The organism is Pseudoalteromonas luteoviolacea S2607, from assembly GCF_001625575.1.
GTDB classification, from domain to species: domain Bacteria; phylum Pseudomonadota; class Gammaproteobacteria; order Enterobacterales; family Alteromonadaceae; genus Pseudoalteromonas; species Pseudoalteromonas luteoviolacea_E.
Window position 1 is genome coordinate 234703 of record NZ_AUXV01000067.1, and the last position, 22169, is coordinate 256871.

Annotated in this window: 20 protein-coding genes, 1 pseudogene and 1 riboswitch; of the genes and pseudogenes, 13 read left to right on the forward strand and 8 right to left on the reverse strand. The window is 43.0% G+C overall.

Translation table 11 applies throughout. The features are described from left to right. Positions 1-6: 6 nt before the first annotated feature. A complete protein-coding gene (gene argE, locus N480_RS21255) occupies positions 7-1191 on the reverse strand; it encodes an acetylornithine deacetylase (RefSeq protein ID WP_063374444.1) in 1185 nt (394 codons plus the stop codon). A gap of 168 nt (positions 1192-1359) precedes the next feature. Between argE and argC the strand changes: the two genes are divergently transcribed. From argC to N480_RS21285, 7 genes and pseudogenes are all read left to right on the forward strand, one after another. Beyond that, positions 1360-2364, forward strand: a complete 1005-nt coding sequence (gene argC / locus N480_RS21260) for an N-acetyl-gamma-glutamyl-phosphate reductase (RefSeq protein WP_196761536.1) — start codon at positions 1360-1362, stop codon at positions 2362-2364. Between the two features lie 2 nt (positions 2365-2366). Then, positions 2367-3149 (forward strand): acetylglutamate kinase, encoded by a 783-nt coding sequence (argB, locus tag N480_RS21265; protein WP_063374446.1) that lies wholly within the window; start codon positions 2367-2369, stop codon positions 3147-3149. An 8-nt stretch (positions 3150-3157) separates the two neighbouring features. After that, positions 3158-4078, forward strand: a complete 921-nt coding sequence (locus tag N480_RS21270) for an ornithine carbamoyltransferase (RefSeq protein WP_063374447.1) — start codon at positions 3158-3160, stop codon at positions 4076-4078. Positions 4079-4091: 13 nt separating this feature from the next. After that, on the forward strand, positions 4092-5303 hold the full coding sequence (locus tag N480_RS21275; protein ID WP_063374448.1) for an argininosuccinate synthase: 1212 nt from the start codon (positions 4092-4094) through the stop codon (positions 5301-5303). Between the two features lie 12 nt (positions 5304-5315). Beyond that, positions 5316-6674: pseudogene (argH, locus tag N480_RS21280) on the forward strand (argininosuccinate lyase); the annotation flags it as partial. A gap of 306 nt (positions 6675-6980) precedes the next feature. Further along, positions 6981-7136, forward strand: a complete 156-nt coding sequence (locus N480_RS25485; protein ID WP_155730605.1) for a hypothetical protein — start codon at positions 6981-6983, stop codon at positions 7134-7136. An 83-nt stretch (positions 7137-7219) separates the two neighbouring features. Next, a complete protein-coding gene (locus N480_RS21285) occupies positions 7220-7666 on the forward strand; it encodes a hypothetical protein (protein ID WP_081231952.1) in 447 nt (148 codons plus the stop codon). Between the two features lie 41 nt (positions 7667-7707). On the opposite strand, the gene N480_RS21290 is transcribed toward N480_RS21285, so the two are convergent. Further along, entirely contained in the window at positions 7708-9063 is a 1356-nt protein-coding gene (locus N480_RS21290) for a capsule assembly Wzi family protein (protein ID WP_063374451.1), read from the reverse strand. Then, complete coding sequence (gene coaD, locus N480_RS21295; protein WP_063374452.1) at positions 9060-9542, reverse strand: pantetheine-phosphate adenylyltransferase; 483 nt, start codon at positions 9540-9542, stop codon at positions 9060-9062. Before coaD ends, N480_RS21290 begins: the two co-directional genes overlap by 4 nt. A 173-nt stretch (positions 9543-9715) precedes the next feature. On the opposite strand from coaD, the gene N480_RS21300 reads away from it, so the two are divergent. Both N480_RS21300 and thiI read left to right on the forward strand, forming a co-directional pair. Further along, complete coding sequence (locus tag N480_RS21300) at positions 9716-10372, forward strand: TetR/AcrR family transcriptional regulator (RefSeq protein WP_063374453.1); 657 nt, start codon at positions 9716-9718, stop codon at positions 10370-10372. Positions 10373-10555: 183 nt separating this feature from the next. Continuing rightward, entirely contained in the window at positions 10556-12013 is a 1458-nt protein-coding gene (gene thiI / locus N480_RS21305; protein WP_063374454.1) for a tRNA uracil 4-sulfurtransferase ThiI, read from the forward strand. A gap of 12 nt (positions 12014-12025) precedes the next feature. Here the strand turns inward: thiI and N480_RS21310 are convergent, their stop codons facing one another. After that, entirely contained in the window at positions 12026-12922 is an 897-nt protein-coding gene (locus N480_RS21310) for a ketopantoate reductase family protein (protein ID WP_063374455.1), read from the reverse strand. Next, positions 12919-13272, reverse strand: coding sequence for a VanZ family protein (locus N480_RS21315; RefSeq protein ID WP_063374456.1), 354 nt, complete (start codon positions 13270-13272; stop codon positions 12919-12921). The genes N480_RS21310 and N480_RS21315 overlap by 4 nt, the downstream gene beginning before the upstream one ends. A gap of 205 nt (positions 13273-13477) precedes the next feature. Here N480_RS21315 and N480_RS21320 point away from each other — a divergent pair, with 205 nt between their 5' ends. Both N480_RS21320 and N480_RS21325 read left to right on the forward strand, forming a co-directional pair. Beyond that, on the forward strand, positions 13478-13960 hold the full coding sequence (locus N480_RS21320; protein WP_063358679.1) for a YajQ family cyclic di-GMP-binding protein: 483 nt from the start codon (positions 13478-13480) through the stop codon (positions 13958-13960). Positions 13961-14044: 84 nt separating this feature from the next. Then, positions 14045-14216, forward strand: a riboswitch (cobalamin riboswitch). A 37-nt stretch (positions 14217-14253) separates the two neighbouring features. Next, a complete protein-coding gene (locus tag N480_RS21325) occupies positions 14254-16110 on the forward strand; it encodes a TonB-dependent receptor domain-containing protein (protein WP_063374457.1) in 1857 nt (618 codons plus the stop codon). Positions 16111-16154: 44 nt separating this feature from the next. Here N480_RS21325 and msrA read toward each other — a convergent pair whose 3' ends face one another. Genes msrA through N480_RS21340 form a run of 3 tightly spaced genes read right to left on the reverse strand, consistent with a single transcriptional unit; the run spans position 16155 to position 20851 of the window. Then, on the reverse strand, positions 16155-16688 hold the full coding sequence (gene msrA, locus N480_RS21330) for a peptide-methionine (S)-S-oxide reductase MsrA (protein WP_063374458.1): 534 nt from the start codon (positions 16686-16688) through the stop codon (positions 16155-16157). Continuing rightward, a complete protein-coding gene (locus tag N480_RS21335) occupies positions 16685-19798 on the reverse strand; it encodes an efflux RND transporter permease subunit (RefSeq protein ID WP_063374459.1) in 3114 nt (1037 codons plus the stop codon). The genes msrA and N480_RS21335 overlap by 4 nt, the downstream gene beginning before the upstream one ends. 3 nt (positions 19799-19801) lie before the next feature. After that, positions 19802-20851: an efflux RND transporter periplasmic adaptor subunit gene (locus N480_RS21340; protein WP_063374460.1), complete on the reverse strand. Its 1050-nt coding sequence runs from the start codon at positions 20849-20851 to the stop codon at positions 19802-19804. Between the two features lie 228 nt (positions 20852-21079). Between N480_RS21340 and N480_RS21345 the strand changes: the two genes are divergently transcribed. Both N480_RS21345 and N480_RS21350 read left to right on the forward strand, forming a co-directional pair. Then, positions 21080-21787, forward strand: a complete 708-nt coding sequence (locus N480_RS21345) for a DUF2982 domain-containing protein (protein ID WP_063374461.1) — start codon at positions 21080-21082, stop codon at positions 21785-21787. 17 nt (positions 21788-21804) lie between these two features. Then, complete coding sequence (locus tag N480_RS21350; protein ID WP_063374462.1) at positions 21805-22137, forward strand: hypothetical protein; 333 nt, start codon at positions 21805-21807, stop codon at positions 22135-22137. The last annotated feature ends 32 nt before the right edge of the window (positions 22138-22169 follow it).

Sequence of the window (22169 nt, forward strand, 5' to 3'; positions counted from 1 at the left end):
AGCAAGCTAAGTGCTTGCTTTTTGTTTGTCTTCAAAACAACATGTATAGATCAAGTCGGTAATCATTTTTTGGCTTGGCTTGATTTTTTCCATCTCTAAATGTTCGTCAGGCTGGTGGGCTTGTGTTATAGAACCTGGACCCATAACTAAGGTTTCACATCCGAGCTGTTGTAAGAACGGCGCTTCAGTGCAGTAGTTTACTGCAATTGCCTTTTGACCTGAGAGCTTCTCAGCAAGCTTTACTAGGCCGCTGTCCGGCTTTCCACTAAACGCGGGGATTGGATCATGGAGGTCGATGACATCAACACTTTGTGGGTATTGGTCATTAATCGGTTGCATGGCTGCTAGCAGCATCTGCTCAAGTTCTACAATACTTAAACCTGGCAGTGGACGGATATCGATATGAAGTTCGCAACAGCCACAGATCCTGTTTGCATTGTCCCCACCATGAATATGTCCTAAATTTAGAGTGGGGTAGGGTACAGAAAAATGCTCAATTGAATATTTATTCTTTAATTCTTCTTTTAGTTGCAACAGTCTGGATATGACTTGCTGCATGATCTCAATGGCGTTTAAACCGCGATCAGGATCTGAGCTGTGCCCCGAACGGCCAGTAATGCGAATAGCACTGCTCATGTGCCCTTTATGTGTAAAAACAGGGACCATATCGGTAGGCTCGCCAATTACGCAATAGTCAGGTTTTAGTTGCTGGTGTTTGGCTACCTGTTGAGCACCCGCCATAGTTGTTTCTTCATCTGCAGTTGCTAATATCAAGATAGGTGACTTTTGTTGTGTGTGTTCAAGCTGTGCAACGGCCTCAAGTACAAAAGCGAAAAACCCCTTCATATCAATGGCACCGAGACCATAAAGCTTATTCTCTTTCTGACTTAATTTAAATGGATCTGAATGCCACCTTGTGTCGTCATACGGCACCGTATCGGTATGCCCTGCTAACATAAGGCCACCAGCTGTTGAAGGTTTATTGAGTGGATCGCGTTTCGCAAGCAAGTTAAATTTACCCGGAGCATTTTCAAGTTCCGAGATTTCTACAGTAAACCCAAGTTCGCGACACCAAGTCGCCAAAGTGTCGATAACCGCTTTGTTACTTTGATCTAAGCGTTTATCAATTGCACTAATTGATGGCAGTTCAATGAGGTTTTTGTACATATCAAGAAAGCTGGGAAGAGGCATAATACTCCAAAATATTTATTCAAAGATGTTGCATAAAAATTTATACTTGTTTAGTATGAATATCAATTCATTTTTAAAGAATAATTATTGAGGGTTGGCAAATGCGACGAACATTTCATCTTTAGCAAATTTGACCCCCTACTTAATCAAATAAACGAGTTATCGATGTTGAATGTTTCTATTATAGGCGCCAGTGGATATAGTGGCGCAGAATTAGCCAAATTATTAGCCAACCACCCCCAATTTTGTTTAAAAGGGTGTTTTGTTTCTCAGCAAAGTTTGGATAAAGGTAAGCAGCTCAGCGAGTTATACCCTGAACATGCGGGATTGCTGGACATTACTTTGCAGCCTTTGTATGAAGAGTATTTTGAACAAATTGCTGCTGATTCGGATTACGTCTGCTTGTGTACAGATCATAAAGTTAGCGTGGACTTGGCGCCGAAGTTTCTCGATTTGGGCGTGAAGGTATTCGATTTGTCAGGTGGGTTTCGATTAGCGAACTCATCACTCTACGAGCAGTATTACGGATTTACGCATGCCCACCAAGCGCTGCTCGACCAAGCACAGTATGGACTTGTGGAGTGGAATCAAGCAGGTATTAAACATGCACAGCTGATTGCTGTTGCTGGTTGCTATCCTACGGCTGCACTCAATGCACTTAAGCCTTTAAAAAATGCCGGGCTAATTTCTGATGCACAAATCATTATCAATGCAGTTTCGGGTGTTACTGGCGCGGGAAGAAAAGCCGCACTTAAAACGCAGTTTTGTGAAGTGTCGTTATCACCATATGGATTGTTTAATCATCGCCACGGCCCTGAGATAACGCAGTATTTAGATCACCCTGTTCTGTTTACGCCACATTTAGGTAATTTTTCTCGTGGTATTCTCGAAACTATCTATGTGCAGCTTGCCGACAATGTGACTGAAAGTGACGTGGCTGCTGCGTATCAAAGCCTTGCAGAAGAACCGCTCATTCGATTGAAAGGAAACGTGCTACCTACAATTAAGGGAGTCGCTGGCACACCTTATGTTGACATTGGCTGGCAACAGCAAGGTAAGCAACTCATTGTCATAGCTGCAATTGATAACTTACTTAAAGGTGCAGCTGGCCAGGCTTTGCAATGTATGAATATTGTCAGTGGCTTCGATGCGACTAAAGGGTTAAAGGATTGATCATGAGCGACAAGCAAATATGGGTAGTTAAAGTGGGTGGCGCGGTACTTAATACTGAGCAAGCAGCGCTTGAGCTGTTTAAAGTGCTAGCCCACGTGAGTGAACAAGAAGGCAAACAGTTTGTCATTGTGCATGGTGGGGGGGGGTTGGTTGATAGCTGGTTACAAGATGCTGGTTTTGCAACTGCAAAGCATCAAGGACTTAGAATAAGCCCAAAAGAGCAAATGCCATATATTGTTGGTGCACTGGCTGGATGTGCAAATAAGCAATTAATGGGGCAAGCAATTGTGGCGGGCTTGAAGCCGATTGGCACCTGCCTCTTTGAAGCTGGCTTGATGACTAAACAAAAGCTTAAAGCACTGGGGCAAGTAGGGACTTGTTACGCTGAAGAAAATCTTGGCTTGCTAGAGCAGTTATTGAAGTTGGGTCGGATACCTCTAGTGAGTTCTGTTGGCATTGGCGACAATGGTGCTCTGTACAATGTTAATGCAGATGAAGCCGCTGCAGCCATTGCTCAAACGATTAATGGTGAGCTTATCTTTATGACCGATGTGGAAGCAGTTTTAGATGCGCAAAAGCAGCCATTACACACCTTAGACGCAAGTCAAATTTCTACGCTAATCGATGAGAAGGTTATTGTGGGCGGGATGGAGGTCAAAGTTAAGACCAGTCTTCACGCTGCCCAACATTTACGACGGGGCGTATACATTTCCAGCTGGCAAAAGCCAGAGAATTTAGTCGCTTTGATCAAGGGCGAACATGTCGGAACTCAAATTTTACCTTAGGAAAAATAATGGACAATGTATTTATTAATGGCTTGGAATTTGACCAAGCTGCGCTGCTTAAATTGCTTTCTCTCGCACACCAAATAAAAGCTCAGCCTCAAGATTTTGCGCAAGCTTTAGCGGGAAAATCTGTTGTAACTTTATTCGAGAAGCCCAGTTTGCGAACTCGTTTGTCATTTGATATTGGTATTAATAAATTAGGCGGTCATGCAGTTTACTTGGATCAACAAAATGGGGCCATGGGCAGTAGAGAGTCAGTCAAAGACTTTGCGTTGAATATTTCAACGTGGGCTGACGCAATTGTTGCGCGAGTCAATCACCACAGCACACTGACAACCTTATCTGAGTATTCATCAGTTCCAGTGGTTAATAGCTTATGTGACCTATACCACCCCTGCCAAGCGTTAGCGGATTTTATGACGATACAGGAAGTGTACGGTGATGTGAGCGGCTTGAAACTCGCTTATCTAGGTGAAGGAAATAATGTGACTCACTCGCTTATGCTATTGGCAGCCTGTTTAGGCACAGACTTTGTTGCTGTATGTCCGAAAGGCCACTCGCCAGATGCACAAATAGTGAAGCAAGCAGAGCAAATAGCGGCGGTAAATGGTGCCAGCATCATGGTAAGTGACCGTGTAGAAGCCGCTGCAGGCGCGAATATATTATACACAGATACTTGGGTATCTATGGGCAGTAACGTTACTTTAGAACAAGCTAAAGAGGTGTTTATGCCTTACCAAATAAATCAACAGTTGGTGGAGCAAACAGGCGCTCAAACCATACTGCATTGCCAACCAGCACATCGGGAGTACGAAATAACTTCTACCGTGATGGATGGCGATAAGTCAAAAATTATTCAACAAGCAGAGAACCGGATGCATGCCCAGAATGCGCTACTGGTTACCTTGTTAAACAACCAATTTAAATAAAGGTTTTAAAGTTATGAGCGAAGTAAAAAAGGTAGTACTGGCGTATTCTGGTGGTTTGGATACGTCTGCAATCGTGCCTTGGTTAAAAGAAAATTACGGTTGCGAAGTGGTCGCATTCGTCGCCGACGTCGGTCAAGGTGAAGAGGAGTTGGCTGGGGTTGAAGAAAAAGCGCTCGCTTCAGGTGCGAGTGAATGCCACATCGTAGATTTAAAAGAAGAACTTGTAAGCGATTATATTTACCCTACTTTGCAAACGGGTGCAGTGTATGAAGGCACTTATTTGCTGGGTACTTCTATGGCACGCCCTATCATTGCAAAAGCTCAAGTAGAGGTTGCGCGCAAAGTCGGGGCTGATGCTTTGTCACACGGGTGTACAGGTAAAGGTAATGATCAAGTTCGATTTGAATCTTGCTTTTCCGCACTGGCTCCTGATCTCCAAGTGATCGCACCTTGGCGCGAATGGGAGTTATCCAGTAGAGAATCGCTATTGGGCTATCTGGCTCAGAGACAAATTCCTTGTTCAGCATCAGCAACGAAGATTTACAGCCGAGATGCAAACATTTGGCATATTTCTCATGAAGGTGGCGAACTTGAAGATCCATGGAACCAGCCAAGCGATCAAGTCTGGACTTTGACAGCTTCCCCAGAACAAGCGCCAGATCAAGCAGAATTTGTGTCTTTATCAATTGAACAAGGGCAAGTCGTTGCTGTTAATGGAGAGCGTTATAGTCCATATCAATGCTTGGTAAAACTCAATGATATTGCTGCTGCACATGGTGTTGGACGTGTCGACATTGTTGAAAACCGTTTAGTCGGTATGAAATCTAGAGGCTGTTATGAAACGCCAGGAGGCACCGTGATCATGGCTGCACTTCAAGCAATTGATGAATTAGTGCTAGATAAATCGAGCCGCAAGTGGAAAGAAACGCTCTCTAGCGAGTTTTCCCATTTGGTATATGACGGTCGTTGGTTTACGCCACTGAAAGATTCCATTCTAGCAGCTGCACAAGCGTTGGCGGTACCGGCCTCTGGGGAGGTTGTTTTAAAGCTATACAAAGGCCAAGTAACAGCGGTGCAGAAGCAGTCTACAAATAGTCTTTACAGTGAAGACTTTGCGACATTTGGTGAAGATGATGTTTACGACCAATCCCATGCAGAGGGATTCATTCGTTTGTTCTCATTATCAAGTCGTATTGCCGCGCTGAATAAACAGAAATCGTCGTAGAGGAGTAAGATAATGGCATTATGGGGAGGTCGTTTCTCTACAGGACCGGATGAAGCTTTCAAGCAGTTCAATGACTCTTTACCGTTTGATTATCAGCTTGTTGAGCAAGATATAATTGGCTCAATCGCATGGGCAGGTGCATTGCAGCAAGTTGAAGTGCTCTCACATGATGAGTGTGACACGCTAACAAGCGGTTTAAGTGCGTTACTAGAGGAAGCGAAACAAGCGCCGCAGCAAATTGCTAGCAGCGGCTATGAGGATATTCACTCATATGTTGAGGCAAAATTGATTGAAAAGGTGGGGGATTTAGGGAAAAAACTGCATACTGGACGTAGCCGTAACGATCAAGTCGCCACTGATTTTCGCCTTTGGAGCCGCCAAACTGCACAACAGGTAATACAAGCAATTGAAGATTTAAAATCTGAATTTATTGCGTTAGCTGAGCGTGAGTTAGGTACAATTTTACCAGGTTACACCCATTTGCAACGTGCTCAACCTGTGCTATTCAGCCATTGGTGTCTCGCTTATGTTGAAATGCTTGAGCGTGACAAATCGCGCTTAGCTGACGCAATAGAAAGATTAAATGAGTGTCCGCTAGGGAGTGGAGCTTTAGCGGGTACGGCATACCCAATAGATAGAGAGCAACTTGCTCAAGAGCTTGGCTTTAGAAATGCGACACGCAACAGCTTAGATGCAGTGTCAGATAGAGATTTCGTCGTGGAATTACTTAGTTGCGCGTCTATATCGATGATGCACCTTTCCCGATTATCTGAAGACATGATTTTCTATAACAGTGGTGAATCAGGGTTTATTGAGTTATCGGACAACGTTACTTCTGGCTCTTCACTGATGCCACAAAAGAAAAACCCAGATGCATTGGAGCTGATCCGTGGCAAAACGGGGCGTGTTTTTGGGGCATTTAGTGCCATGATGATGACTTTAAAAGCATTGCCTTTAGCCTATAACAAAGATATGCAGGAAGACAAAGAGGGGTTGTTTGATGCATTACCCACTTGGATTGCATCTCTTCATATGGCACAAGCGTGTATTAAAGGTGTCAAGGTTAATGGTGAAGCCACATTAGCAGCTGCGAAAGGGGGGCATGCAAATGCCACTGAGCTTGCTGATTACCTCGTTGCTAAAAACATTCCCTTTAGAGAAGGGCACCATATTGTCGGTCAACTGGTACAACAGGCTATTGCGCAAGGTAAAAACCTTGAAGAGCTTACGCTTGACGAATTCCAAAGCATTTGTCCACAAATTGAAGAAGATGTTTATCCGCGGTTAGAAATTGCCGCATGTATTTCTGCCCGACAAGCACTGGGCGGCACATCTTTGCCGCAAGTTAAAAAAGCGCTTCAATTGAAAAAATCTTGAGCAACCTCCCTGGCATTGCTCAATACGACAAGGCCCCGCAGATAAGGACTCTTAATTTAGGAAATAACTTATCTGCGGGGCCTTTTACTTTTATGCAGGGCAGTTTTAATGGTGGTTGCGTGAATAGTTATTTTTAGTACGTTTTGTAAACATATTGGCGTTTTCTTTAACTTAGGTGAACTTTTTGTTTTTTTTATATATCATGTGGCCCGGGTATTGCAGTCTATTGCTCATCGATATAGCTATCCATATGAATTATTTCATATGAGAAATAGCCTTAATATTTATAAAGGGAAAACAATGTCTATTTTTAAGCGTAAGCGTACGAATTCATCTAATAGTACTAGCAAAGCTAAGGTGCTTTCTGATAATGTTATTGAAAGTGAAGCAAATTTAAGAGCGGTTACAGGCTCTCGCGGTAGTGGAATTTACCCTAAACCACCGCACGGCGGCTAACTGCAACACAGCGAATGGCATACGATTATTTCGGATTAAGTATCGGAGCCCTTGTTATTTGGGGCTTCGTAATGGCGAGTTTAATGAACATATTTTTTTATGTGCTTGCCATCAATAAAAATTTACAAACCCTGTCTTGCTCCCTTATATTGGCGACATCTTATGGTGTAAGCGACCTGTCTTTATCAACACAATTTCACTCGAGTGATTTTGGTATCCTTCTAGCCTATGACGTAATCACGATTATTTGTTTGTTGATTGCACGGCAAATATTATTTAAGCGCGAAAAAGTTCAACCCGTCATTGTATATTGCTGCCTTGGGTTGATGATCAACTCAGCCCTTTTTCTAGCTATGTTTGTCGACTCCCATCTACTAGGAAATTACCAACCTTGGGGCTTGTGGTATTTTTACTCGACAACGGTTAACGTAATCGATTTAATTATGGTTGGCGTTGTTATCTTAAATCGAGATTTGCTCGGTATTCAACTGATCACGAGGAAGTTAGGTCTAGATAAGGCTGCTGCATAGCTTACTTGCCAGAGTTATGCGTCTTTGCAGCCTTTCAAACGTTAGTATTGATACTCCCAACTAAACGTAAACGCGTGCTCGGTTTCGCTGTGTTGTGGTGTTTTGTCTTGCCAGAAGCTAAAACTGGCTTTCATTAACCCATTAAACACACCTTGTTGATACCCAATCTCTAATAATGTTCGGTCAAGTTGCAAAGCTTCAAATTCCGAGCGTTTAAATTTGGTATAGCCACCCACGCCGTTGGTTTGAAAATAGTCAGCAGCTATAGTTAAGCTTTTAGCTTGTGGGCCAATCGAAGCGCCGAGCCATCGGCCCCGTTCGGTATAATCGGAGCCATTGCCTTGAGTTTGAAAGTTGCACTGAAAACTGCGTGTTTGTGCCTGACAGTCTGTAAGCGTATCGCTGTATTCAATGTAGGCCTTGGTTCTGCTGTCCTCTTGTGACCAAAAACTTTCTAGACCAAAGGTAAACAAAGGTTGGTCAGGCAACGCACCAGATTCGTTATCACCTGTATATTCACCATAAACAGCAATAGGTTGGGCATTTAAAACTGTTGAGTACTTAAAATCTACGCTAGTGAGGCGTTGCTTTTTAATCTTTTCAGCAGTGTCTTGAGTGGAGTAGATAAAATCACTGCCAGTGGTTGCAAAGCCTACTTCTAAGCCTTGCAAAGGTGATGCGGAAAAGCGTGCACCCCAAAAATCACCTTCTTGTTTGGCTGGTTGTTGCTTTGCCGCAATAGCGGTTATTTGCCAAGGACCGATAAAAGATAAGAAACTCGGGCCGCTGTAATTTGTATTTGCTCTGCTTAACCTGACTGCTTTCATTGGCGCTGCATTATTAGAAAGAAGTAAGGCGGTTTCATTACCTGGACCCCACCAATAGTCTAGTCGCTCCGCACTTAAAGCCCAGTCCCCCAGTAGCACCGCGACATGGCTGCCATGATGGTTAACGTGTTTGCCATCTAGTCCGTCATCGGCATAATTAACCTGTACGCGGGCACTGACGTTGCTGCCTGTCAGCTCCCCAAATGATTGAACCCCTGATTTTGCGCGGCTATTTTCTCCCATACCTGTTTTTATACCAGGCTCACCATTATAGTGTGCTTTAATCCCTGAACGCTTGGTCCTTTTGTCGGTATTTAGAGCGTGACGTAAATGGTTGACCGCAAATGCGGTTTGCTCCGTTAACATGTCCGGAGCAATTTTACTCAAGTCATAAGCAATACCTTGCCATAGTAGGGGGTACTGATTGACGGGCCGATTAATGAGCCCATGACTCACAAGGAGATCAATAGAATGCTTGGTTACGCTATCTTGGGCTGAGATCCATGGGCTTGCTTTTGCTTGCAAAGACATTACGCATAGGCAAGCAATCGTTATAGGCCTGAGTTTCATTTATGTAGCTTCTCCACAAGTGCGCTAGCAACAATAGGGTCAACAAACTCGCTAACATCGCCGTGATGAAGCGCCACTTCTTTAACCAGTGTTGATGAAATGAATGAGTTTCTCTCAGAAGGCGTTAAAAATACACTTTCCAATTGAGGGTAAAGTCGACGGTTCATGTTCGCTAATTGGAATTCATAGTCAAAGTCAGAGACTGCACGAATTCCTCTTATAAGAACGTTGGCATTTTGTGCTTTGGCCAAATCAACTAATAAACCTGAAAATCCAATGACTTTAACATTTGGTATATCACCAAGGACCTGCTCAGCCAGCTCAACACGTTCATCTAGTGTAAAACATGGTTTCTTAGATGGGTTGTGGGCAATGGCGAGTAACACAGTATCAAACATTTTTGCAGCGCGTTTGATAAGATCTGAGTGTCCATTGGTCAGAGGGTCGAATGTACCTGGATAGAGAGCTATTACTTTCATAGGATTGTTGCAACGCAAAAAATTTTTGCTATGTTAGCAAGCTTCGCACTCAAATTCACTGGTCTGCTTTCAAATTTGCTCATTTAACCTTGTATATGTTTAGTGCTATTTTCAGATAACCAAGCGGGCAAGTGAACCCACTAATTCAATTAAGCGTGTAAAGAGAGTTGGATATGAATACCAAGGAAAAAATAATTCGTACGAGCATTGCGTTGTTCAATCTGCATGGGGAGCGAGCAATAACAACTAACCATATTGCCTCTAATATGGGAATCAGCCCCGGCAATTTGTATTATCACTTTAAAAATAAAGAAGACATTATTCGGCATATTTTTTCCTTATATAGTGAGCACTTAAGAACCCACTTTAAACCACTTAGTATTGAACATGAGCCGCTAGAGCAGCTTACACAGTATCTAGACTCTTTGTTCGAACTGATGTGGCGCTACCACTTCTTCTACGACAATTTAACGGATATATTGGCGCGTGATAAAGCGCTGAAAAGTGATTATATTGAGTTTCAAGCTCATTTATTTGAGCAAGTAAAAGCCGTTGTTATCGGACTTCGTGATGCTGGCGTTATCGATATTGAAGATGCGGATACGGACGAGTTAGCGCATATGTTGAAAATGGTAGTGAGCTTTTGGACGCCCTATGTCAAAGCGCGCAGAATGACAGGGGTGCTTGAACAAAAAGATATATACAATGGCATCGTCAAGGTTCTTATGTTGTTTAAGCCTTACGCCACTGATCTAAGTCGAGAAAAAATTGCACAATTAAGAGATTATTACCAAGAGCAAGCCGACACGACTTTACCCAGTATCGCGTAACTTATCATTACAGCAACTTAATGGGGGCGTGTTGCGACATTGCCTCCAAGTATGTTTGTCACGTACAAAGTTGCCAATCCGATTGTTTATTTCCTAGTCTTTAATAAGTTTGTTATAATCCCGCGCCTTAAAATGATTGGACGTTTAATACGTTTGTAGTTTCACACCAATGAGTGACTTCTTATGCTTAAATTTATCGTCAAGCTGCACCCTGAAATTGTTATTAAAAGCAAATCGGTGCGAAAGCGTTTTACAAAAATTTTGGAAAAAAACATCAAGTTGCTGCTGGGTCGCATTGACGAAGCTATAACAGTAAAAAACAACTGGGACAACATTACCGTTGTGAGTCAACTCAGTGATGAAGATACGCGCCTAGCTCTGATTGATGGCTTAAAACGCGTGCCGGGTATCGTGCTATTTCTTGAAGTACAAGAAGAGCAATTTGAAACGCTTGACGATATTTACCAGCACACCTTACCGCTGGTAAAAGAACAGATTGAAAATAAAACGTTTTGCGTTAGGGTGAAGCGCCAAGGTAAGCATGATTTTACTTCTAGCGACGTAGAGCGCTACGTGGGTGGCGGCTTAAATCAAAATGTTGAGTCGGCTAGCGTTAAATTAAGTAAGCCACAAGAAACTGTAAAGATAGAAATCAAAGATCAGTTTGCCTATATCGTAAGGAGCCAACACCGTGGTCTAGGTGGATTCCCGCTTCCTACTCAAGAAGATGTTTTATCATTGGTTTCTGGTGGTTTTGATTCAGGTGTTGCCACATATCAAATGATTCGAAAAGGCGCTCGAACGCACTTCTTGTTTTTTAACTTAGGTGGAGCGGCTCATGAGATCGGCGTAAAACAAGTCAGTCATTATTTGTGGAAACAATATAGCTCGACGCACCGTGTTAAGTTCATTACAGTTGATTTTGAGCCGGTTGTGGCGGAAATTCTGGAAAACGTAGAAAATAGCCAGATGGGTGTCGTGCTAAAACGTATGATGATGCGTGCGGGCAGTGCGGTTGCTCAAAAATTAGGTATACAGGCGCTGGTTACTGGCGAAAGCATTGGCCAAGTATCAAGCCAAACATTAGCTAATTTGAGTGTGATTGATAGAGTGACTGAGACCTTGATCTTACGACCACTAATTCAGCATGATAAAGAAGAGATCATTCGAATTGCCAGAGAGATTGGTACCTGCGAAATGGCTGAAGCGATGCCTGAGTATTGCGGTGTTATCTCTAAGAAGCCTACTGTTAAAGCGGTGCTAGAAAAAATCGAAGCAGAAGAAGCCAATTTTGACTTTGACGTTTTAGATACCGTGGTGAATAATGCAACGATAAAAGATATTCGTGAAATAGAAGAAGAAGCCAAAGAGGAAGTTAAAGAAGCTGAAAATGTCTCAGAGCTTCCTGCTAACGCGGTTGTTGTGGATATTCGCTCCCCTGAAGAAGAAGACGCAGATCCATTAGAGCTTGAAGACATTGAGGTGATCCATTTACCGTTCTTCCGTCTTGCGACGAAATTCGGTGATTTACCTCAGGATAAAGACTATTACCTATACTGTAGCAAAGGCGTAATGAGTCAGCTTCAAGCACTGATCCTACACGAAAACGGTTTTACCAAAGTGAAGGTATACAGACCATAGTAAAGAGCGGGTTTATACCCGCTCTTTTTGTTTTATTTGCTGCCACATCCATTCGTTCTCTGGCACGCTGACGCCATGCTTGTTGGCTCTAGAGACAATAAATCCACATATTGCATCTATTTCGGTGCGTCGTCTGAGTTTAATATCCTGTGCCATGGAGGAGTTATTTGCCGCGGTAAGTTTCATGACTTGATATGCACGCATTAACTCTGAAGATAACTTTAACTCAACGCCGTCAAGCTCTGCGACAAAACACGCCTCATTAAGTAGAGACAAAACTTGCCTTGCATATGCAGGTGCACGCAGCTTACCATTTTTGCATTGCAACAGCGCGCTCAGTGGATTGATAGCAATGTTGACACACAGTTTTTGCCAGCGTATTTCGTTGATGTTGTCAACGAGGTGTGCCTGAGACAAACAAGGCTGAATGAGTTCTTGGAATAAGTTTGGCAAGCGAATTTGTGCAACTTTGTTACAGGCTCCTATCTGAGTAAGGCCTGCCCCGGTGTACTTAACGGTATTGGCAAGCGGTTTCATCCCGCCCATTGAAGTAGATAAAAAGTATAGTCCCTGATTAGGTTTGAGTAATTGGTTAACTTCAGATAGGTCACTCATGCCATTGTGGCTCAGTATGATGTTCGCATCATCATGCAAGTGAGGAATGAGTGCGTGTATCGCTTGGGAGAGTTGATAAGCCTTAACGGGTACAATGCAGTGAGTGATTTTTGAGCGTAATGCGTCAAAGGTCGTTTGATTGACTGGTATTTTATGGGACTTTTCATTGTCGATGAGGTGGTAATCATCAATCACTTCATCACGCGTAATGAGAGTCACTTGGGTGTGCTGAGTGAGCTTATTGGCAAGCAGTAATCCAATTGCACCCCTGCCTATAATATGAACTGGTGTCACAGCTCAGCTCTGCGCATTCGATACCTGCGCACCAACCAAAGTAAAATAAAGTAGCTGAGTGCACCGAGTACATCAGCGATAAAGTCCCCAAGTGACGCTTGACGATAAGGTAAGGTAGATTGCATCCATTCAACGCAAGCGCCATAACTGGTCAATAAGACCATGTGGAACCAGGGCCTGAATTTAAATGCATGGCAGGAGAAAAATGCGAGCACGAAAAACACCACAAAGTGCGCAACTTTGTCCAAATGAGGGATTTGAATTCCTTGGACTTGAACCTCTTTCGCAAACAGATAAGTAATCGCTATCAAAAATAATAATAAAAGTGTTTGATATACTCGTCTTGTCACAACCACTCCAACTTCAACTTGATGGAAATCCAGTATAACATCGAAAACTGAAAAATGGATTAACGTTAAGTGGCTTAATTTTAAACCTTAAATGTTACTCGCCGCTTCGGGTGCTTACTAACAAATAAGTTCGTCAATAAAACGGTATCTTATTGCTAAAGAGCATTGTTATAATTCGAAGCAAATTTGATTTGAGGAGAGAGCAATGCCTTCTTTTGATATTGTGTCTGAAATAGAAATGACCGAGGCTAAAAATACAGTCGATAACGCGAACAGAGAATTGGAAACTCGCTATGATTTTCGAGGTGTAGAAGCATCGATTGAACTAAAAGATGAAGTAATTCAATTAAAGTCTGAATCAGAACAGCAAGTTATGCAATTGTTTGACATGGTTGTTGGTAAAGCTGCAAAGCGTGGTTTGGATGTTGGTAGTTTTGAACTAAAAGACGTGGAGCGTAGTGGTAAAACATTTGCTCGTAAAGTCGCGTTGAAGCAAGGTATTGATAAAGATATGGCTAAAAAGGTTGTCAAACTTATCAAGGACTCAAAACTAAAAGTTCAGGCAGCAATACAAGGTGAAGAAGTACGTGTCACTGGTAAAAAGCGAGATGATTTACAAGAAGTTATGCAACTAATTCGCACCGCTGAGTTGGGTCAACCTTTTCAGTTTAAAAACTTCAGAGACTAATCTTTGATCCAGTTAGAGTTCCAAGTATAAATTCCTTGCTGGAACTCTAGACGTCCATTGACATCCCCCTTATAAATCCCGACAATATGCGCTGAATTTCGAGGTGCCAAGCTACAGCTAAACTGTCCGTAGATTGGATAATCGGGAAGTTGGTGCGCACAAGTAGTGTATGTGCAAATCCAACGCTGCCCCCGCAACGGTAGAACTGTGTTCGCGCAGTTGAGCCCGGAGACCGGCCTTGAACCAGACTCATTGATTGAACTTTGTGCGGTGGGCACGAAGTAGGGGAAACCATGTTTAAAAAATCTGCTCTAAGCCTTGCTGTACTAGCTGCGGCTTCTTTTAACGTATCTGCAAATCAAGATATTGAACGCATCACCGTCACTGCGAATAAATTCGAACAACCTATAACAAATACGCTAGCGAGCGTATCAATTATTGACCGTGTTCAAATTGAAAAGCTTAACGTACGAGACATTCCATCGCTCTTAAATACTTTACCCGGTGTTGACGTCGTCAGAAATGGTGGATTTGGTCAAATCGCAAGTGTCTTTGTCCGCGGTGCGTCAATTAAGCGTACTCTTGTGCTTGTAGATGGCGTAAGAGTCAGTGATTCCAACTCAGGCAATGTGTCATTTACTAATATCCCAGTAAACAGTATTGAGCGCATTGAAGTGGTAAAAGGTGCGCGTGCAGCGATATATGGTTCAGATGCGGTATCGGGTGTTATTAACATCATTACGCGTGAGTCTCAAACAAACCAAATTGCACTTACATCTGGTAGCAACAACTATGTTGAAGCGCAAGCAGCTGGTCACTTTAAGTCTGGTAAATTGCGTTTAAGCTACAACCTTGGGTATCAAGAAACCGATGGCTACGATGTGATTGAAAAAGATCCGAGCGCCCCCAGAGGCAAAAACCACGACAGAGACGGGTACGAAAACGAAAACTTTGGCTTCAATTTGGCGTATGACTTTGAAGAGTATGGCGAACTTTCAGCTTTAGGCCAATTTAGTCAAGGTGAAGCGCAATACGATAGCAATTGGGGCAACGATGAGTATGAGTTTGATAACTATACAGCTAAAGTCGCTTGGCAAAAGGGCTCTGAGCGTTTAACCCAAAATGCATCTGTCAGCGTTTCTCAAGAAGAAAATACACAACAGGGAAGCGGTACAGTCAATGTCTACAGCACTGAGCGTGAAGAAATTGAATACCGCGCCCGTTTTGCAGTGATTGACTCCTTACAAGGGACGGCTGGCATCTCGCATTTACGCGAAGACATATCAAAATCTACCGCAAAGTTTGCGCAAACAGAGCGTGATAATACGGCTATTTTTGCTGGTGCTTTTTATGATGACAGCAAGTGGTTAGCTAACATTGCTGTACGTTCAGATGACTATGAATTCCATGGCAGAGCGAATACTTATACGACTAGCTTTGGCGTAAAGCCTCATCAAAATGTCGCGTTCAGATTCAATCATGGCACGGCATTTCGTGCGCCAACTTTAAATGATGCATTCGTTGCTGATAGTCTTTGGTATGCGCCGAATATTGATATTGAGCCGGAGGAAGCGGAAAACAATGAGCTAGGTCTAACTGTGACGTCTTCATGGGGTCGTTATGATGTAGCTATATTTGAAAACCGCATCACTAACTTAATTGCTAATAAGCTAGATGATGAGACTCAAAAGTATGTGGCATACAATGTCGATAAAGCAACAATGAGGGGGATTGAGCTAAGTGCTCAGTTTGATGCGTTTGGTTTGAATCACTCTACAAACTTAACGTTGTTAGACGCTAAAGACAATTCAACTAGCCAACCAAAAGATTTACCTCGTCGCCCTTCAAAGACGTTCAATTACACATTGACCAAGCAATGGGAAAATTTAGATGTAAATCTAACAATGATTTATCGTTCGGATAGGCCATCGATTAGCTTCTATAATACGACGTTAAGTGCGTACACGTTATTTAATTTATCTGCAAATTACCAACTGCTAGATGGCATTGAATTGAATGCGCGTTTAGAAAACTTAACTGATAAAGAATACTTTACAGCTGGCGCTGGGTTTACGGCAGATAATAGCCGTTTGCTTGGCTACAAACCGTTGGGTCGTCAACTTTACGTTGGCGCAAAAGTCGAGTTTTAATTACTGATGGGGGCTAGCCATTGCTAGTCCCCATTGATTACTTGTTATGCTAAGTAATCTGCAAAGTTTTGTTCAAATTTTGCGACCTTTGGCGCAATCATAATACTGCAATAACCTTGGTTCGGGTTTTCATTGAAATAATCTTGGTGGTACTGTTCTGCGTCATAAAATGCTCCTATGGCACTCAATTCTGTGACGACAGGATCTTGAAAGCGTTCTTTAATCTCAGAAATTACCTGCTTTGCCTGCGCCATTTGTTCATCGGAATGATAAAAGATAACACTGCGGTACTGCGTGCCCACATCGTTGCCTTGGCGATTCAATTGCGTTGGATCATGTAATGCAAAAAACATTGCTAAGAGCGTGTTATACGAAACGACGTTAGGGTCAAACTCTAATTGCACGACTTCAGCATGGCCGCTCATACCGGTACAGATCTCTTTATAGGTCGGGTCTAATGTTTCCCCGCCACTGTATCCTGAGACGACTTTGTCGATCCCTTTGACTTTGCGAAAGGCTGCGTCAATACACCAAAAACAACCCCCACCAAAGGTGGCTAACTGCATTTTACTCATTATTTTACTCCCTCATTGTGCTCTTGGACTGGGTAGGCACTATGCTGCGAATCTAGTGCGGCAGCGGTATGCTCTGGTGAGCGAGTGCGCCTAGCCAATATGCTATAAGCAGTTGGGATAACAAACAAGGTTAAGATGGTTGCGATGCTCACACCGGCAAATATGACAATGCCAATAACCATCCTACTCTCTGAGCCTGGGCCACTTGCTAATACAAGCGGAATTGCGCTCATGACCGTTGTCAATGATGTCATGATAATAGGCCTTAAACGCTGAGAGGCCGCTTCAATAATAGCCTCTTCAAACGGAAGTCCTTTATCGCGTAACTGATTAGCAAATTCAACAATTAGGATGCCATTTTTGGCACTTAGACCAATGAGCATCACAATGCCTATTTGGCTGTAGATATTTAACGAGCTATCGCTTAAATACAGCCCAAGCATTGCGCCTATTAACCCAAGTGGCACAGTTAACATAATCACAAAAGGGTGCACAAAGCTTTCGAATTGTGCAGCCAGTACCAAGAAAGTCACAACCAAAGCTAATATAAACACATAAGTCATAGCTGAGGCGCCTTCATAGAACAGTTGAGACTCGCCTTTATAGTCTATTGCCCCTTCATACAGATTTTCTTCGTCAGCAACTTGGTTCAAAAAGTTCAAAGCTTGCTCAAGGGTGTACCCCTCAGCAAGATTGGCTGTGATAGTGATAGAGCGCATACGGTTGTATCGGTTTAGGCGTGCCGAGGTTGCTTCCTCTTTAATGCTAATCAGACTGTCCAGAGGAATTAGTTCCCCTGAGCGAGAAGATACAAACACATCATTAATATCCGTCGGTGCGGTAAAATCGGCTTTGGTACCCTTGAGTATGACATCATATTCTTCCCCTCTGTCAATAAAGGTTGTCACGCGCCTTTGCCCAAGCATGGTTTCTAGCGTGCGGCCTATATCATCAGTAGACACACCCATATCAGCGGCTTTGCGTTTATCGATGCTAATTAAGAACTGGGGGAATGTCTCTTTGAAGTCATGATCTAAGCGCACCAAACCGGGGTTGTTTCTTGCTCTTGCAAATATTTTGTCACGCCACTGTGCCAGTTCTTGGTAGTCATTACCTTGCAGTACAAACTCAACAGGTCGCGAGGAACCGCCACCGCCAATACCGCGACGCATGATAGCAAAAGCTCTCACATCAGTAACTTGTTGCATTTTACCACTTATCTCGGCCATAACCTGCCAAGTTGAACGCTTTCGTTCATCCCAATCAGGCATGCCAACGATAGCAACACCGCCCATACTGCCCCAGCCCGGAACGCGTATTAACACTCTGCTTAGTTCTTTGTTTTCTACGTATGGCATGAGGTGTTGCTCTATTTCTGCCATATTTTGCGCGTTGTTCTCGTAACTTGCGCCTTCAGGGCCACTCATCATAATGAAAAAGGTGCCACGGTCTTCTTTGGGCGTTAATTCCGATGGTATTTTGTTGAATAGCCCATAGCTTGCCAGCGCTGTTAATGACAAAATGAGTAAAAGGGCAATCCGACTTTGAATGTTTTGCATTAAAACTCGTTTGTAAGCTGACTCAAGTTGAGTGAATTGTTTGTTCATCCAACCAGAAAAGCGGCCTTCTTCTTGGTCTTGCTTTAACACTTTTGAGCACAGTGCTGGAGACAAAGTCAGCGCGGTAATACTTGAAAATATCACAGCAGCACTGACCGCAAGCGCAAATTCGGTAAACAACGCACCAATTCGTCCATCCATAAATACCAGAGGAACGAACACAGACACCAGAACTAGGGTGGTTGCAATAATGGCAAAGCCGACTTCTCGGGCACCTCTGAATGCGGCAAGCAGCCTTGGTTCACCTTGCTCAATTCGGCGATGGATATTTTCAAGCATGACGATAGCGTCATCAACGACTAAGCCGATGGCGAGCACTAAGGCAAGTAAGGTCAATAAATTGATGGAATAGTCCATTGCCAACAAAAACATAAATGTCGCGATAAGTGCCACAGGGACAGTCACGGCTGGCACGAGTGTGGCGCGAACATTGCCTAAGAATATGAAAATAATTAATACGACCAGACCCATCGCGATAGCGAGCGTTCGGTATACTTCAGTGATCGACTCACGAATGAAAATCGAAGAGTCATAGCTATCTTGTATTTGTGTGCCTTCAGGTAGATTTCGTTTTATCGTCACAAGCTCTGTTCTGACATTGTCGACAACATCTAAGGTATTGGCTTTGGCTTGCTTTACAATACCCAGGCCAATCATATTAATCCCATTACCTCTAAATGTACTTTCGTCATCTTGCGCTTCCAACGATACTTTGGCGACTTCGCTCAGTTTTATTTGGTAGCCGTTTTCGCCGCGCTTAATAACGAGGTTTTGGAAGTCTCTTTGCGTGGTGTAGCCACGAGCGATGCGAACTGCGAAGTCTCGGTCTTGCGATTCAATTTCGCCAGCGGGCAATTCGACATTTTCGCGTCGTAATACATTTTCAATATCTGAACTAGTCACACCGCGTGCGGCCATAGCTTGTCTGTCTAACCAGATTTTCATGGCATATCTGCGTTCACCACCGATAATGACTCGAGACACGCCGTCTACGACCGCCAAACGGTCTACAATATAACGCTGGGCGTAGTCTGATAATTGTAAAGTGTCCATTGAGGTACTATTGAGCACAAACCAAGCAATGGCATTTTCATCATCACTGGATTTGGATACTTCTGGCGGGCGCACTTGTTCGGGAAGTCGATCTAATGCGCGAGAAACACGTTCGCGCACATCATTGGCCGCAGCATCGATGTCTCTGTCGATGTTAAATTCAATGGTGATATTTGAGCGTCCATTTCGGCTTGAAGAATTTATACTTTTGATCCCTTCTATGCCTGATATGCGGTTTTCTAACACTTGGGTAATTTTGGCTTCGACAACCGCAGCAGACGCTCCGGTGTAATCGGTACTCACATTGACTATTGGGGTTTCTATATCTGGGTACTCACGCAGTGGAAGCATTGTAAACGCAACAATACCAAAGGTAAGTAAAAGTAAGTTTATGACAATGGCAAAAACTGGGCGTTTGACCGCGGTATCTGTTATCTTCACTCATTACCCCTTCACAGTAACTTGGCTACCATTACGTACTTTTGTGGTGCCTTCTGTGACAATCAATTGGCCAGCTTGTATCCCTTCTATTGCAACCCAACCTTTGAAGCGATTAAGTAAGGTCACTTGTTGCTGATGCACTTTGTTATCTTCAACAACATAAACAAAGTGTTTATCTTGTCTTGGGATAATACTTTTTTCTGGTAACATAAGCGCATTGAGTTGTTGCAGTTGAACCGCTACATTGAGCAACATACCAGGACGCAACTGCTGTTCTGAGTTTTCGAAGTCGGCAGTTACCTGTATACTGCGCGTTGTTTCATCAATACGCGGGTCAATGTGTGATATGTGACCGGTAAACTTGATACCTTGATATGCTTCATTGGTTACTGATGTTTGCATGCCAAGATGAAGTTTCGCGAGGTACTTTTCTGGTAATTGAAAGTCGACTTTGATGGTGCTGATATCATCTAAAGTGGTTAATGGTGTATTGTCATCGACATAGCTACCTACTGAAATGAAACGCTTACCAAGCACACCATCAAATGGTGCATAGACTGCCATTTCAGAGAGTTTTAACTTTATGGCTTGTAGTTGTGTAGATAGTGCGTCAACTTTGGAGCGCTGCGCATCAAGTTGAGAGCGAGCCGTTGACTGTGTTTTCGCAAGTTCAGTGAGACGTAGCAATTGTCTTTGTTGTTCTTTGAGGTTTATCGTCAACTCTTTGACAGCCAGTAATTCTTGCTGGTTTTGTAATTGTACGAGCTTTTGACCGCGCGAGACTGATTGGCCATCGATAAAGAAAATCTCACTGATATAGTCACTGTGAGAGCTGGTGATATCAATCGCTTGATTCGCTCTAGCTGAGCCAATCGCATTGGCAGTAATAGAGCGATTCTGTGTGGTGGCTTCATAAACGGCAACTTGAACAGGTCTGGATACATGCTTTGCATCTTCGCCCTGTGAAGCTGGGAAATAGAGATAGCCGCATAATGCGATTAGCATTAAAATGAAAGTAGGAAAGAGGGCTTTGCCCGACTGGTTTGCACGCATAAATTAATCTCACTATTTGTAGATGATTAGTGTACAAAAATTCCTGAATGAGAAAATCGCGGATATCTTGTATATTTGTGTATTAAACGAAAATCTAACAGGGATTTTCACTTTGTACCTAAAAGGTTACTGAAATGAGTAAAGTAAAGCCCTGTAAAAGGTGTATGCAGATACGTAAAATATTAGTTTGGCTGGTGGCCATGCTAATATTTTATTGGTGGTTTTACTATGCATAAAGTGTCTTTACGTGCTCAGGCAAACCGTCACAGCATTGAATTTATGCTCGCAGGCGCAGTGTGTTTGGTCATTATTATGGTGTTTGTCACGCTTAGGGCAACCCCACCGACGGTATTGGAACTTGCATTCTCTGCCGCAGCTATATGCTCTATATTGCTGGGCTTTTTAAAAAGCCAACAACCTTACTATAGCATTGAGCTAAGTATAGAAGCCCTGAATTATGTGCATAAATTTGGCGTTATGCGTGTTTCTCACTCTAACTTTCACTCTAGTGGTGTCCCTTTTGTGACTCAAGGAGTTGAAAACCTTGAGTTAAATGCTGTAGGTATTAAACTAAACAGTATTGATGAGTTTTTGGCAGAGTTAACCCCCCGTTTGGCTGGGAAACTGCTAATAGAACAGCGGCATATTTTTTTACAAGCTGTTAAAATACATTGCGCAAATGGCAATTGTCCATCAGAATGGCTGATTGAAGAAACCAGTTATCTGTCGCCAAAAAGGCGAAATTACACCGGTTTAATGGCTATGTTTGCAAATAGGATGCAAAACTTAAAGACCGTCACTGGCTACGATTTGATTCTACCAGCGAACGTGTTGGACAGGGATATTTGGCAATTTGCTAACATTTTAAACCACTGGAAATCAAATCCAGAAAAGGTGGTAAAAGACTTGCATGAGCAAGTGGCCACCGCTAAGTGAAGTAACAGGATATATACATGAGCTTCGATAGAGCCTTTATTAAAAGTGGTCGTAATACCATTATCCATAAAGATAAAAAGCTCGATTTAGTGATCGTGAACGGGGAAACTCACCCCAAGATTAAGGTAACTGCAACAGGTTTAATCCCGTTTAAAGAAGAGTTACCTAGAAATCGCCGGGAAGCTAAAGAGCGTTATTTAGAGGTGGTGCAAATATCAAGTGCCGATGTGTTCAGCGAAGTTAAAAGGCTGCTATTTATTCAGTCTTTAGACGGGCGCGAATACAAAGTCGATTACAGTAAAGTTGGTACTAAATTATTTGTTCGTATTCACCAAGATAGCTACCTCTAACATGACAACGGGGGTAGTCAGTTAGGAGTTGT

Coding starts and splice junctions, on each gene's coding strand:
- argB (WP_063374446.1), top strand. CDS start 2,367: ATGAGCGACAAGCAAATATGGGTAGTTAAAGTGGGTGGCGCGGTACTT.
- N480_RS21290 (WP_063374451.1), bottom strand. CDS start 9,063: ATGAAACTCAGGCCTATAACGATTGCTTGCCTATGCGTAATGTCTTTG.
- N480_RS25485 (WP_155730605.1), top strand. CDS start 6,981: ATGTCTATTTTTAAGCGTAAGCGTACGAATTCATCTAATAGTACTAGC.
- N480_RS21275 (WP_063374448.1), top strand. CDS start 4,092: ATGAGCGAAGTAAAAAAGGTAGTACTGGCGTATTCTGGTGGTTTGGAT.
- N480_RS21320 (WP_063358679.1), top strand. CDS start 13,478: ATGCCTTCTTTTGATATTGTGTCTGAAATAGAAATGACCGAGGCTAAA.
- N480_RS21325 (WP_063374457.1), top strand. CDS start 14,254: ATGTTTAAAAAATCTGCTCTAAGCCTTGCTGTACTAGCTGCGGCTTCT.
- N480_RS21350 (WP_063374462.1), top strand. CDS start 21,805: ATGAGCTTCGATAGAGCCTTTATTAAAAGTGGTCGTAATACCATTATC.
- N480_RS21285 (WP_081231952.1), top strand. CDS start 7,220: ATGAACATATTTTTTTATGTGCTTGCCATCAATAAAAATTTACAAACC.
- N480_RS21300 (WP_063374453.1), top strand. CDS start 9,716: ATGAATACCAAGGAAAAAATAATTCGTACGAGCATTGCGTTGTTCAAT.
- N480_RS21270 (WP_063374447.1), top strand. CDS start 3,158: ATGGACAATGTATTTATTAATGGCTTGGAATTTGACCAAGCTGCGCTG.
- N480_RS21345 (WP_063374461.1), top strand. CDS start 21,080: ATGCATAAAGTGTCTTTACGTGCTCAGGCAAACCGTCACAGCATTGAA.
- thiI (WP_063374454.1), top strand. CDS start 10,556: ATGCTTAAATTTATCGTCAAGCTGCACCCTGAAATTGTTATTAAAAGC.
- argE (WP_063374444.1), bottom strand. CDS start 1,191: ATGCCTCTTCCCAGCTTTCTTGATATGTACAAAAACCTCATTGAACTG.
- N480_RS21340 (WP_063374460.1), bottom strand. CDS start 20,851: ATGCGTGCAAACCAGTCGGGCAAAGCCCTCTTTCCTACTTTCATTTTA.
- coaD (WP_063374452.1), bottom strand. CDS start 9,542: ATGAAAGTAATAGCTCTCTATCCAGGTACATTCGACCCTCTGACCAAT.